Origin of the sequence: Ralstonia mojiangensis, from assembly GCF_023955645.1 — a bacterium.
In the GTDB taxonomy this organism is placed as follows: Bacteria; Pseudomonadota; Gammaproteobacteria; order Burkholderiales; family Burkholderiaceae; genus Ralstonia; species Ralstonia mojiangensis.
Genome location: NZ_JAMXHU010000005.1, coordinates 462,787 through 475,245, shown reverse-complemented (window position 1 = coordinate 475,245; position 12,459 = coordinate 462,787). Strand labels below are relative to the sequence as shown.

Annotated in this window: 11 protein-coding genes; 8 read left to right on the top strand and 3 right to left on the bottom strand. The window is 63.6% G+C overall.

The genetic code is table 11. The features are described 5' to 3' along the window. Positions 1-362 precede the first annotated feature (362 nt). Positions 363-1,169, bottom strand: a complete 807-nt coding sequence (locus tag NG898_RS22610; RefSeq protein WP_252694519.1) for an oxidoreductase — start codon at positions 1,167-1,169, stop codon at positions 363-365. A gap of 58 nt (positions 1,170-1,227) precedes the next feature. After that, a complete protein-coding gene (locus NG898_RS22605; RefSeq protein WP_252694518.1) occupies positions 1,228-2,688 on the bottom strand; it encodes an efflux transporter outer membrane subunit in 1,461 nt (486 codons plus the stop codon). Positions 2,689-2,774: 86 nt separating this feature from the next. On the opposite strand from NG898_RS22605, the gene NG898_RS22600 reads away from it, so the two are divergent. The 7 genes from NG898_RS22600 (at position 2,775) to NG898_RS22570 (ending at position 10,879) form a co-directional block, all read left to right on the top strand. Then, entirely contained in the window at positions 2,775-3,389 is a 615-nt protein-coding gene (locus NG898_RS22600) for a TetR/AcrR family transcriptional regulator (RefSeq protein ID WP_252694517.1), read from the top strand. A gap of 87 nt (positions 3,390-3,476) precedes the next feature. After that, positions 3,477-4,598, top strand: a complete 1,122-nt coding sequence (locus tag NG898_RS22595; RefSeq protein ID WP_252694516.1) for an efflux RND transporter periplasmic adaptor subunit — start codon at positions 3,477-3,479, stop codon at positions 4,596-4,598. Beyond that, positions 4,595-7,717 carry an efflux RND transporter permease subunit gene (locus tag NG898_RS22590; protein WP_252694515.1) on the top strand — a complete coding sequence of 1,041 codons (3,123 nt, stop codon included), beginning with the start codon at positions 4,595-4,597 and terminating at the stop codon, positions 7,715-7,717. Before NG898_RS22595 ends, NG898_RS22590 begins: the two co-directional genes overlap by 4 nt. Positions 7,718-7,856: 139 nt before the next feature. Continuing rightward, entirely contained in the window at positions 7,857-8,498 is a 642-nt protein-coding gene (locus tag NG898_RS22585) for a helix-turn-helix transcriptional regulator (RefSeq protein ID WP_092972254.1), read from the top strand. Continuing rightward, positions 8,495-9,472, top strand: coding sequence for a threo-3-hydroxy-L-aspartate ammonia-lyase (locus NG898_RS22580; protein ID WP_252694514.1), 978 nt, complete (start codon positions 8,495-8,497; stop codon positions 9,470-9,472). The genes NG898_RS22585 and NG898_RS22580 overlap by 4 nt, the downstream gene beginning before the upstream one ends. Beyond that, positions 9,469-9,858, top strand: coding sequence for a RidA family protein (locus NG898_RS22575; RefSeq protein WP_252694513.1), 390 nt, complete (start codon positions 9,469-9,471; stop codon positions 9,856-9,858). Before NG898_RS22580 ends, NG898_RS22575 begins: the two co-directional genes overlap by 4 nt. 145 nt (positions 9,859-10,003) lie before the next feature. Next, on the top strand, positions 10,004-10,879 hold the full coding sequence (locus NG898_RS22570; RefSeq protein WP_252694512.1) for a flagellar brake protein: 876 nt from the start codon (positions 10,004-10,006) through the stop codon (positions 10,877-10,879). Between the two features lie 21 nt (positions 10,880-10,900). On the opposite strand, the gene NG898_RS22565 is transcribed toward NG898_RS22570, so the two are convergent. Beyond that, positions 10,901-11,797 carry a LysR family transcriptional regulator gene (locus NG898_RS22565; protein ID WP_252694511.1) on the bottom strand — a complete coding sequence of 299 codons (897 nt, stop codon included), beginning with the start codon at positions 11,795-11,797 and terminating at the stop codon, positions 10,901-10,903. 114 nt (positions 11,798-11,911) lie between these two features. On the opposite strand from NG898_RS22565, the gene NG898_RS22560 reads away from it, so the two are divergent. Then, positions 11,912-12,349 (top strand): multidrug/biocide efflux PACE transporter, encoded by a 438-nt coding sequence (locus NG898_RS22560; protein ID WP_252694510.1) that lies wholly within the window; start codon positions 11,912-11,914, stop codon positions 12,347-12,349. Positions 12,350-12,459 lie beyond the last annotated feature (110 nt).

Sequence of the window (12,459 nt, the reverse complement as noted above, 5' to 3'; positions counted from 1 at the left end):
CATGGTGGGTCCGGAAAACACAACGCCGCCGCTTACAGTGCTGCGTAGCGTGAGCCCCTGTGCACATTTCTCTTGTTCGGCGAATTCCCCTTTTGTGCTGCCCCTTCATCACGTAAGTCCCCCGACATTTTTTTGGTGGTACGGCGCATTACGGCGTGCAGGAACCATGCCATGCGGGGCTTTGACGGCAGACGCACGCTTTGCCGCCACGCCTGACAGGATGCGTCGTCAAGCTTCCAGGGAGGGGCAGATTTGATGAGGTTTTTTCAAGATGTTTTCTGGCGGCACGTCCGAGGTTTCGGACTTCCAATGAACATTGTTGAGCTTTCGCGCGGGGCGTGAACGCGCTTGCGACAACGCGCTCAAGAGAGGCCGAATGTCTTCCTCAGGCTCGCGTCAACGGGGCCTGCCGGCATGAACCGGCGCAGCTTGCTGAGAAGGGACGCCTCGCCTTTGGGTGTGCGGCGCATCTTCCAGGCCCCCAGTGCAGCATCGACGATGGTGCTGGCGACCCCATCAGGGTCCGGCGCATTCTGGACACTCTTTTGAATGGCCTGAGAAACGATGCCGCGCTCCGCGTCGTAGGCAGAGACCTTGGAAACCGCTTGAGGCGCGTTTGCATCCAGGCTGGTCTTGGTGAATGACGGCTCGACAAGCACCACACGGATTCCGAACTTGCGCACCTCATGATCCAAGGTCTCGGACATTCCCTCCACCGCGTGCTTGGATGCCGAATACAGGCCCATGTACGGCGCCGGCAGAAAGCCGACCACCGAGCTGATGTTGACAATGCGTCCGGAGCGTTGCGCACGCATGTGCGGCAAGACGGCCTGGGTGGTGCGCAAGATGCCGAACACGTTGGTGTCGAACAGCGTCTGGGCTTCGGCAACCGACGTTTCTTCTGTCGCGCCGAGCAGGGCCACGCCGGCGCTGTTGACCAGCACATCGATGCGCTTGGCCTGCGCGATGATCGCCTCGAATCCACGCTGGACAGAGGCTTCATCACGGACATCCATCTGGATCAGTTCAACACCGGCAATCGGTTGAGTGCGTGCGAGGTTGCGCACGGTGCCGAATACACGGCACCCGCGCTGGGCAAACTTTGCGGCGGTGGCACGGCCGATGCCGGAGGACACGCCGGTAATCACAACAACTTTTGAATTCGACATGGCAGTTTCTTTCTGTATGGGTGAATGGGAGTAGCGGTCAATCGGTTTTGTCAGCGGTCTATTTGCTGGCGACGGCGGTCGGGGTATCGGGCTGCCAGCCGCCGCCCAGCGCTTTGAATGCCGCGACCGCGGCGCGCGCGGATTCCGTTTGGGCCTGGGCGCGAGCGTCCGATGCACGCAACAGGCTCTCGTCTGCCTGCAGGACTTCGATCAGGCTGACGACGCCTTTTTGGTACGCCGCAAATGAAGCATTCCGCGCGCGGCTCAGTGAATCCACGCCCTGCGCGAGCACCGTGGCCTGCTCCTCGCGCTTGACCAGGGCGGAGAACGCGTCTTCCACATCTTCTGTGGCGCGCAGCACGGCAAGCCGGTACGCAGCCAGCATCTCCGCCTCTTGCCCCTTTGCTTGATCGATCTGCGCGTTGATGCGGCCGAAGTCGAACAGGCGCCAGCGCAGGCCGAGCACGCCGGCAAATTGGCTGGCGCCGCTGCCGAACAGGCTTCCGGCGCCCACCGATGTGGCGCTGCCGAGCAGCCCGCTGAGCGAGAACTTCGGGTAGTACTCCGCGATGGCGACGCCGATGCGCGCGTTGGAAGCAGCGAGGCGGCGCTCGGCGACGATGAGGTCGGGGCGGCGCCTCAGCAAATCGCCGGGCGATCCGCTGATGGCAATCTGCGGCGCGGCGGGGATATCACTGTCTTGCGCAAGCTCGTCCCGGTGCGTGCCCGGTAGCGAGCCGAGCATCACGTCCAGCGCGTTCATCGCTGCTTCAAGCCCCGCCTCAAGTTGCGGGATCGAGGCGCGTACCTGAGCGAGCGCGCCCTCTGCCTGCCTGACTTGAAGCTCGGCGGCCAACCCCTTGCCGTACAGCAGGTTGATGGTGGAGAGCAATTCCTCCTGCGTTTGCACCTGGTGACGGGCCACCTTCAGGCGCGTTTGCAAGCCGCGGATGGTGATGTAGATGTCGGCGGTCTGCGCTGCCACTGCCAGCCGTGTGGCCACGGCGCCTGCTTGGGAGGCTTGGTAGTCCGCCAGTGCAGCCTCGCGGCCACGGCGCAGGCCGCCAAATACGTCCAGCTCCCAACTAGCGTTCACGTCAGCCTCAAACGCGTTGCCGTAGCGGTCAAAGCCGGGCCTCGAGTTCAGCACGCGGCCCAATGGGGTTTCGACAGACTGGTATGCACGCGCAGCCTGACCCGTGACATTGCCGGAGGGCAGCAGCGCGGCATTGGCGGCTCCCAAACCTGCACGTGCCTGGGTAACGCGTGCGAACGCCTGGGCAAGGTCCAGGTTCTGTTCCAGTGCAAGTCGCACCAATTTGGTGAGTTTCGGATCGCCAAAACCCGCCCACCACGTGGATAGATCCGCCGCAGCATTGGCCGTGCGTTGCTCGACCGCTGTCTGGCCTTGGAATCGTTCCGGAAACGGTGCATCAGGTTTCACATAATCGGGGCCGACTGCACAGCCGGCCGCCAAGCTTGCGAGGAGAAGGGCTGCGGAGGCGTGTTTGGGCAACATGGTGACGTCCATCGAAATTTTGAGTGACTATAGTACAAATTGGTCACAAGTTGTTCAACTATTGCGACTCGCGTAAGCTGAGGCCCATGAAGACCCCTTCCTACCCCGTCTCCGCCCGCGGCCCGGCGGATCACGATGTGCGAGACCAGATCGTCGCGGCCGCTACCGAGCACTTCAGCCGCTACGGCTATGAGAAGACCGCCGTGTCCGACCTGGCCAAGGCCATCGGTTTTTCCAAGGCCTACATTTACAAGTTCTTCGAGTCCAAGCAGGCCATTGGCGAGATGATTTGCGCCAACTGCCTGCGCGAGATCGAGGCCGACGTGAATGCAGCCCTGGCGGACGCAGACTCTCCGCCCGAGAAGCTGCGCCGCATGTTCAAAGCCTTGACGGAGTCCAGCCTTCGGCTGTTTTCCCATGACCGCAAGCTGTATGAAATTGCCGCCTCGGCAGCGACTGAGCGCTGGCAGTCTGTGATCGCCTACGAAGGCCGTATCCAGACGTTGCTGCGCGATGTGCTGCAGGAGGGCCGCGAGACCGGAGACTTCGAGCGCAAGACGCCGCTGGACGAGGCCACAGCTGCCATCTCCCTGGTCATGCGCCCCTACATGAATCCGTTGCTTCTGCAGTACAGCTTTGACTACACGGACACGGCGCCCGGATTGCTTTCGAGCCTCGTGCTCCGGAGTCTTTCCCCCTGACGTGCAGTTTTTTTCTTTGTGACCATTGACTAAAGTGGTCACAAGAACAAGAATGAAAGCCCAGTTCATCCTGTCGGTGGGGCTTTCATGCTTTCGCGTCGCCTTATTACTTCTTCCGTTGTTCTTGCGTTGCCGCTCGCGCTGAGCGCTTGCGGTGACAAAGCCCCCGCTGACCCACGCACCCAGGCGCCTCTGGTGCGCGCCGCGTTTGTTCGGCCCGTGACGTCCGCATCGCGCTCGTTCACCGGCGTGGTGGCTGCGAGGGTGCAGAGCGACCTCGGGTTCCGCGTGCCTGGCAAGGTGCTGGAACGGCTGGTGGACGCGGGGCAAACCGTCAAGCGCGGGCAGCCGCTCATGCGCATCGATCCTGCGGATCTGAAGCTCGCTGCGCACGCACAGCGAGAAGCCGTGAGCGCCGCGCGGGCACGCGCGCAACAGACCTCGGAAGACGAAGCGCGCTACCGCGACTTGCGTGGCACGGGCGCGATTTCCGCCTCCGCCTATGACCAGGCCAAGGCCGCGGCGGATGCGGCCAAAGCGCAACTGAGCGCTGCTGAAGCGCAGGCAGACGTAGCGCGCAACGCCAGCCGCTATGCAGAACTCGTTGCCGATGGCGACGGCGTGGTCATGGAAACGCTGGCCGAGCCGGGCCAAGTGGTGAATGCCGGGCAGGCGGTGGTGCGCTTGGCCCATGCCGGGCGCCGTGAAGCGGTGGTGCAGTTGCCGGAAACGTTGCGGCCTGCGATCGGCTCAGTCGCCCAGGCCACGTTGTTCGGCAAGGAAAGCGATGGCACGCCTGCCAAGCTGCGGCAACTGTCGGATGCTGCCGATCGGCTTACCCGCACGTATGAAGCGCGCTATGTTCTGGATGGCGAACTGGCCAATGCGCCGCTTGGCGCGACTGTCACGATCCAGATTCCTGAGCGGCTGGCCACAGCGCAAGGCGATCTACAGGTACCGCTGGGTGCGGTATTTGATGCCGGCAAGGGTCCCGGTGTTTGGGTCATTCAGGGGGACCCTGCCAAGGTGTCGTGGCGTTCCATCACCATCGTGCGTGTTGGTGACGAAGGGGCAAGCGTTGCCGGCCAGATCAAACAAGGCGAACGGATCGTCGCGTTAGGCGCACAACTGCTGCGCGAGGGCCAGCAAGTCCGCGTGGCCGGGCAGGGCACCGGCACCGGCACCGCCATCGCGGGAGTGCGACTGTGAGCCCGGGCCGCTTCAACCTATCGGCGCTTGCCGTGCGCGAGCGTGCGGTCACGCTGTTCCTCATCTGCCTGATCTCGCTGGCAGGGCTGATTTCCTTCTTCAAGCTGGGCCGCGCGGAAGACCCCGCGTTTACGGTCAAGGTGATGAACATCGTCACCGTGTGGCCGGGTGCTACCGCGCAGGAAATGCAGGACCAGGTGGCTGAGAAGATCGAAAAGCGCATGCAGGAGCTGCGCTGGTACGACCGCACCGAAACCTACACGCGCCCCGGCCTGGCGTTCACCACGCTGACGTTGCTCGACAGCACGCCGCCATCGCAAGTGCAGGAGGAGTTTTACCAAGCGCGCAAGAAGGTTGGCGACGAGGTGGGCAACCTGCCGTCAGGCGTGATCGGGCCAATCGTCAATGACGAATATTCGGACGTGACCTTTGCCCTGTTTGCGCTCAAGGCGCAGGGCGAGCCGCAACGTGCGCTCGTGCGCGATGCGGAGACGCAGCGCCAGCGCTTGCTGCACGTGCCCGGCGTGAAGAAGGTCAACATCATCGGCGAACAGTCCGAGCGCATCTACGTCGAGTTCTCACATGACCGACTGGCAACGCTGGGCGTGAGCCCGCAAGACGTGTTTGCTGCGCTCAACAACCAGAATGCGCTGACGGCCGCCGGCTCGGTGGAAACAAAAGGGCCGCAGGTGTTCGTCCGCCTGGATGGCGCATTTGATGAGTTGCAGAAGATTCGCGATACGCCGGTGGTGTCGCAAGGCCGCACGTTAAAGCTCTCCGACATCGCCACCGTCAAGCGCGGTTATGAAGACCCGGCCACGTTCATGGTGCGCAATGGCGGGCAGCCGGCCTTGTTGCTGGGCATCGTCATGCGCGAGGGTTGGAACGGGCTCGATCTCGGCAAGGCGCTCGACAAGGAAGTCGGCGCAATCAATGCGGACATGCCGCTTGGCATGAGCTTGACCAAGGTGACGGATCAGGCGGTCAACATCGCCGCGTCCGTTGATGAGTTCATGCTGAAGTTCTTTGCGGCATTGCTGGTCGTGATGCTGGTGAGCTTCATCAGCATGGGCTGGCGCGCAGGCCTTGTGGTGGCCGCAGCCGTGCCGCTGACGCTCGCCGTGGTGTTTGTGGTGATGGCCGCGACAGGCAAGAACTTTGATCGCATCACCCTCGGCTCTTTGATTTTGGCGCTGGGTTTGTTGGTGGACGACGCGATCATCGCCATCGAAATGATGGTGGTGAAGATGGAAGAGGGCTACAGCCGCGTGGCCGCTTCGGCCTATGCGTGGAGTCACACCGCCGCGCCAATGCTGTCGGGCACGCTGGTCACGGCCGTCGGTTTCATGCCCAACGGCTTTGCACGTTCCACCGCGGGTGAATACACCAGCAACATGTTCTGGATCGTCGGCATTGCGCTGATCGCATCCTGGGTGGTTGCGGTCGTGTTCACGCCTTACCTGGGCGTGAAGATGCTGCCCGACTTCAAGAAGGTCGAAGGTGGTCACGCTGCCATTTACGACACGCCGCGCTACAACCGCTTCCGCACGCTGCTCGGGCGCGTGATTGCGCGCAAATGGCTGGTGGCGGGTGCGGTGGTTGGGCTCTTCGCGCTGGCCATTGCGGGCATGGCTGTGGTCAAGAAGCAGTTCTTTCCAATTTCGGATCGCCCGGAAGTGCTGGTCGAGGTGCAGATGCCTTATGGCACATCAATCAACCAGACCGACGCGGCGACCGCAAAAATCGAAAGCTGGCTCGCCAAGCAGAAGGAAGCCAGAATCGTGACGGCTTATATCGGCCAGGGGGCGCCGCGCTTCTTTCTGGCAATGGGGCCGGAGCTGCCCGATCCGTCGTTCGCCAAGATCGTGATCCGCACCAATAGCCAGGAAGAGCGTGACGCGTTGGAGCAGCGTCTGCGTCAGGCCGTTGCGGAAGGTATCGCTCCCGAGGCACGCGTGCGTGTGACGCAGCTCGTGTTCGGTCCGTATTCGCCGTTCCCGGTGGCCTACCGCGTGACCGGCCCGGATGCGGAGACACTGCGCCGCATAGCGGCCGATGTGCGGCAGGTCATGGACGCCAGCCCGATGATGCGCACGGTCAATACGGATTGGGGCATGCGCGTGCCGACGCTGCATTTCACCTTGCAGCAAGACCGTCTCCAGGCTGTGGGCCTGACTTCCAGCGCTGTCGCGCAGCAACTGCAATTCCTGCTTAACGGCGTTCCGGTGACGGCGGTGCGAGAAGACATCCGCACCGTGCAAGTGACCGCGCGCTCGGCTGGCAACGTGCGGCTCGACCCGGCCAAGATCGCAGACTTCACGCTGGCTGGCGCCAACGGGCAGCGCATTCCGCTCTCGCAGATCGGCAAGATCGATGTGCGCATGGAAGAGCCCATCATGCGCCGTCGCGACCGCATGCCGACCATCACGGTGCGTGGTGACATTGCTGATGGCCTGCAACCGCCCGATGTGTCGACCGCCATCAGCAAGCAGCTTCAGCCCATCATCGAGAAACTGCCGAGCGGATACCGCATTGAGCAGGCGGGCTCCATCGAAGAGTCGGGCAAGGCGACGAAGGCCATGCTGCCGCTGTTCCCGATCATGCTGGCGGTGACCCTGCTGATTCTCATCTTCCAGGTGCGATCGATTCCGGCAATGGTCATGGTGTTCCTGACCAGTCCGCTGGGGTTGATTGGCGTGGTCCCGACCTTGATCCTGTTTGGGCAGCCATTTGGCATCAACGCGCTGGTTGGCCTGATTGCGTTGTCGGGCATCTTGATGCGCAACACGTTGATCCTGATCGGGCAGATTCAGCACAACAAAGACGAGGGGTTGGACCCGTTCCGGGCCGTGGTGGAAGCGACGGTCCAACGCGCCCGCCCCGTGATTCTCACGGCGCTGGCCGCCATCCTTGCCTTCATCCCGCTGACGCATTCGGTGTTCTGGGGTGCGCTCGCTTACACGCTGATCGGGGGAACGTTCGCCGGCACGATCCTGACCCTGGTGTTCCTGCCGGCGATGTACTCGATCTGGTTCAGGATCCGGCCTGGCAACGCGGCCGAGGCGAAGCACGCATCTCACGAAGCGGCGCAGCCCCCAGGCCAACTGGTGCCTGAGTAATCTTTCTTCGCCTGCCCCAGTTACCTCTGTTCTCTCTCGACCTTCGGGCAGGCGTTTTTTCTCGCCGGGAGCCGCACGCCGTCATGGCGGCTCCCACGGTGTTGACGAAATGTCAGGAATTGACGTATCGTCAGCACCCATGAAGTCCATCGAAGAAAACCGCCTTCTGCTGCGCGAAGGCCGCAAGATCGTCGAGGCGCTAGGCAACACGCTGGCGCCGCTGGTGGAAGTCGTCCTGCACGACCTGACCGATCCCGATCATTCCGTCGTCGCCATCGCCAATAACCTGTCCGGCCGCCAAGTGGGCGACGCCGTGACGGAGCTGGGACTCGCGCGCCTGGCCGATCCGGACTTTCCGGAAGTCATCGAAAATTACGCCAACCGGTTTCCCGATGGGCGCCCGGCCAAGAGCACGTCGATCGGCCTGAAGAACAGCCGTGGCCAATATGTCGCGGCCATCTGCCTGAACATGGACGTCTCCATGTTGAACGCGGTGACAACCGGCCTTACGCAACTGATGCGCGTTGATGTGGCCGCGCCGCCGGTGCCCGAATCGTTGGCGCCTCGCCGTGTGGAAGACGTGCGCGTCGCGCTGGAACAGTTTGCCGCCGCACGCAACACCACACCCATGGCCATGACGCTCGACCAGCGCCGCGAAGCCATGCGAGAACTGGCCGCCAGCGGCCTATTGAACTTGCGCCGCGCGCTGACCGAAGTCGCGCAGACGCTCGGCGTGGCGCGCTCCACCGTCTACACCTACCTTCCCGAGAACCTCGCATGAGCCTGCCCATTTCCTACGACGACGTTGTTGCCGCCCACGCGCGCCTGCAAGGCGTTGCCCACAAGACTCCCGTGCTGACTTCGGCCACCGCCAATGCCATGACCGGCGCCGAGCTGTTCTTCAAGGCCGAGAGCTTCCAGCGCATGGGCGCATTCAAGTTTCGCGGGGCGTACAACGCGCTGTCGCAGTTCACGCCGGAGCAGCGCAAGGCGGGCGTGATCACGTTTTCGTCCGGTAACCACGCGCAGGCGATTGCGCTGTCGGCCAGGCTGCTGGGCATGCGTGCTGTCATCGTCATGCCCAAGGACGCGCCCGTCGTGAAGGTGGAAGCCACGCGCGGCTACGGCGGCGAGGTGGTGTTCTTCGACCGCTACACCGAAGACCGCGAAGCCATCGGCCGCAAACTGGCCGAAGAGCATGGCTTGACGCTGATCCCGCCGTACGACCATCCGCACGTGATGGCCGGGCAGGGCACCGCGGCCAAAGAACTGATCGAAGAGGTTGGCCCGCTGGATGTGCTGCTGGCCCCGCTGGGCGGTGGCGGCCTGCTCTCGGGCTGCGCCACGGCGGCGCGCGCACTGAACCCCGCGTGCAAGATCTTTGGCGTGGAGCCCGAGGCTGGCAACGACGGCCAGCAGAGCTTTCGCAAGGGCGAGATCGTCCATATCGATACGCCCAAGACGCTGGCCGATGGCGCGCAGACCCAGCACCTGGGCAACTATACGTTTGCCGTGATTCGCGAGTTGGTCGACGACATCGTGACCGTGAGCGATGCGGAACTGGTGAGCGCCATGCAATTCTTCGCCAGCCGAATGAAGGCGGTGGTTGAGCCCACCGGCTGTCTGGCTGCCGCGGCCGCACTCACCGGCAAGGTCGACGTGCGCGGCAAGCGCGTCGGCGTGATTCTGTCGGGCGGCAATGTCGACTTGCAGCACTTCGCTAAGCTGGTGCTGGGGGCGGAGGCGGCCAAATGAGCGATGCGCGCTACCTGAACGCGCCGGCGTTGCGTCCGCCTGCGGGGCACTACTCGCACGCAGTCTGCGCCAATGGTTTCGTGTTCGTGGCAGGGCAGATTCCAGTCACGCCGGCAGGCGAAAAGCTCGTTGATGCGCCATTCGAGACGCAGGTGCGCCAGGTGTTGTCCAACCTTGACGCCGTGCTTGCCGCGGCCGGCAGCGACCGCTCGCGCCTCGTGCAGGTGCGCGTGTATGTGACCGACATGGAAACGCACTGGCCGGCGTTCGACGCGCTGTATCGGGCGTGGATCGGCGAACTGCGGCCCGCGCGCGCCGTGGTGCCCGTGCCCACGCTGCATTACGGTCTGGCAGTTGAAATCGAGGCGACGGCACTGGCGGTGTGATGCAAACGCTTGTCGTTGATGTGCGTCAGGCAGGCAGGGTTCGCGCGAGTTGATCTCCGGCCGTTTGCCCGCCATTGTTGCAAAATGGCCGGTATGCCTGCCGGGGCATATGCCCGGCCCAGACGCACAGATCCATCGCCCCCTCATGACCCAACCAAAAACGCGGCAGCTTACCCAGGAAGACGTGCCGGTCGGCCAGCCACTGCCGTTCCCGCTGGCCGACAGCGTAGGCCACCTGCTGCTGCCCGCCGGCGCCGTGGTGCCGGATGCCGAAGACGTCCGCTTGCTGTTTCATCATGGTCCCGTGCTGGCGTTGGACGAAAGCAGTGGCGTTGCTCCCCCCGCGCCCGCCGCCCCAGCTGAGACGAAGCCCCGCCTTGGGGCAACGGGCCTGGGCGTCGGCACCGTTCTGCAGGTGCAGGAGAAATCTGCCCCGCTGCGGGGGCTGCTGCCGTGTCGACTGATCGGCTATATCGAAGGCGAGGCGGTGTTCGTCACGCAGCCGGCCGACGGCAAGCGCACGCTGCGTCCGGAGGTACGGGACATTCTCTTGTTGCGCGGGTTCTCGGGCCGCGCCGTGGTCACCATGATGTGCAGCGTGGTATCGGTGGGGCAGTTTCCCACACCGTATCTGGTGCTGTCTGCGCCGATCAAGATGCAGAAGATGCCGTTGCGCCGTGCCAAGCGCGTGCAAGTACGGATCGGTGCCCGCTTGCGCCCCGAAGGGCAGGCGGCATCAGCGGCAGATCGTGTGGCGGTGATCCGCGACATCTGCCTGAATGGCGCACTTGTGCAAAGTGCCAGCGCGGCGTTTCAGCCCGGCGACCGGCTGGCTCTCGATTTCAGTGCTTACGTCGATGGACAGTTGGAGACGTTCTCCCTCACGGGCCGCGTGGCGAGCGGGTCGCCCGCGCTGGGGGCGCCTACTTCTGCGTTTCCGTCGTTTGGCATGGAGTTCTCGCTGTCGAAGGAGCAGACGGCGCAGCTTTCGCACCTGATCATCGACCGGCTGGACGAATAGCGATCACGCCCGGCGACGGGCTCAGGCCTTGACCGTACCGGCCAGCATCGTCTCCAGCAGCCAGGCGCCGGCGTGGCCCAGCGTGCGCTTGCGCGACCACACTGCGTCTACGGGCACATGGCGCGGCCATCCGCGTGCGTGCACTTCGTGCAGCCGATCTGCCGCGAAATGGTCAACCAGCCAGCGCGGCAGTTCCGTCCAACCGAAACCCAGCACGGCCATTTCCAGCAGCATCAGATAGCTCGGCGCAGACCACCTGCGCAGGCCGCGCACGGGCGTTGTTTCCGCCCGCGGCCCGATCGGGTCAACGAACGTGTTCAGCCGCAGCTCCCGCGTGTCGCGCAGTACCGTGTGCGGTACTTCTTCGTCCCCATATTGCGCGAGCGGGTGCTGGCGCCCGACGAACAGACCGATCTCCGATTGCTCGGCGATGGTTGCGGCGCCAATGTCGGGCGGATACGCAGGCTGCGTAGCCACCAGGCCCAACTGCGCGCGGCCCTGCTGGATGATGTCGAGCACGTCTTCGTACTCAGCAATCAGGCATTCGAGTTCCAGCTCCGGAAAGCGCTGTTCGAGCAGCGCGAGCGTCTGTTCGTAGCGATCGGACTGGTATGTATCGGACACCACCAGCGTCAAGCGCGCCTCCAGGCCACCGGCCATCTGCGCGGCCAGCCGGTCCATCCGCTCGCTGGCTTCGAGCACGCGGCGCACCTGAGTGAGCATCGCCCGGCCCGCTTCGGTCAGCGTCGGCTGTCGCGTGCTTCGATCGAACAGCGTCAGGCCCAGGTCGATCTCCAGATTGCCGATCGCCTCGCTCACCGTCGATTGCCGCTTGCCCAGCTTGCGCGCCGCCGCCGAGAACGAGCCCAGCGTGGCGGCTTCGGCAAAGGCATGCAGAGCTTCAGGAGAGTGGCGCATAGATCGCTCCAGGGCAGATGGATCCGCTCAATATATCGGAAAAGCCGATGCTATCGAACTGGAAAAACTGGTTTCCACCGATGAAAATGACGCCCATTCATCGGAGTCACTGCCATGCAAGTCCCAGCCAAAACCCCTGTCGAGCGTGTGTTTCACGCGCTGAGCTTTGAGTTGCTCGCCACCATCATCTGCGCACCGCTGTTCAGTTGGATCATGGACGTGCCGCTTGCCCACATGGGCGCATTGACCCTCATGTTTGCCGGCGTGGCGATGGCATGGAACATGGTCTTCAACGCGATCTTCGAGCGGGTGGAGCACCGCTACAAGTTGTCGCGCACGTTGATGGTGCGGGTGGTGCATGCATGCTTGTTCGAGGGCGGGCTGGTCGTGATGCTGGTGCCCCTGGGCGCGTGGTGGCTGAACGTCAGCCTGTGGGAGGCCTTCGTCATCGACATCGGCATCATGCTGTTCTTCTTGCCGTACACGTTTTTCTTCAACCTCGCGTACGACCATCTGCGCGCACGCTGGATGTCGCGTCGCGCGCTGGCCTGAGGCGCGGGCTGGCCTAGGGCAAAAGGAGCAGTGCAGGAGGTGACGCGCTTCCTATAATGAAGTCCCTTTCCAGACGGGCGCAGCGGTCGCAAGCCGCTGCGCCCGTATTG

Bases quoted from the DNA above. Each gene is read 5' to 3' on its own strand.
- NG898_RS22580 (WP_252694514.1), top strand. From the start codon at position 8,495: ATGAGCCTGCCCATTTCCTACGACGACGTTGTTGCCGCCCACGCGCGC.
- NG898_RS22595 (WP_252694516.1), top strand. From the start codon at position 3,477: ATGCTTTCGCGTCGCCTTATTACTTCTTCCGTTGTTCTTGCGTTGCCG.
- NG898_RS22610 (WP_252694519.1), bottom strand. From the start codon at position 1,169: ATGTCGAATTCAAAAGTTGTTGTGATTACCGGCGTGTCCTCCGGCATC.
- NG898_RS22585 (WP_092972254.1), top strand. From the start codon at position 7,857: ATGAAGTCCATCGAAGAAAACCGCCTTCTGCTGCGCGAAGGCCGCAAG.
- NG898_RS22575 (WP_252694513.1), top strand. From the start codon at position 9,469: ATGAGCGATGCGCGCTACCTGAACGCGCCGGCGTTGCGTCCGCCTGCG.
- NG898_RS22560 (WP_252694510.1), top strand. From the start codon at position 11,912: ATGCAAGTCCCAGCCAAAACCCCTGTCGAGCGTGTGTTTCACGCGCTG.
- NG898_RS22565 (WP_252694511.1), bottom strand. From the start codon at position 11,797: ATGCGCCACTCTCCTGAAGCTCTGCATGCCTTTGCCGAAGCCGCCACG.
- NG898_RS22600 (WP_252694517.1), top strand. From the start codon at position 2,775: ATGAAGACCCCTTCCTACCCCGTCTCCGCCCGCGGCCCGGCGGATCAC.
- NG898_RS22605 (WP_252694518.1), bottom strand. From the start codon at position 2,688: ATGTTGCCCAAACACGCCTCCGCAGCCCTTCTCCTCGCAAGCTTGGCG.
- NG898_RS22570 (WP_252694512.1), top strand. From the start codon at position 10,004: ATGACCCAACCAAAAACGCGGCAGCTTACCCAGGAAGACGTGCCGGTC.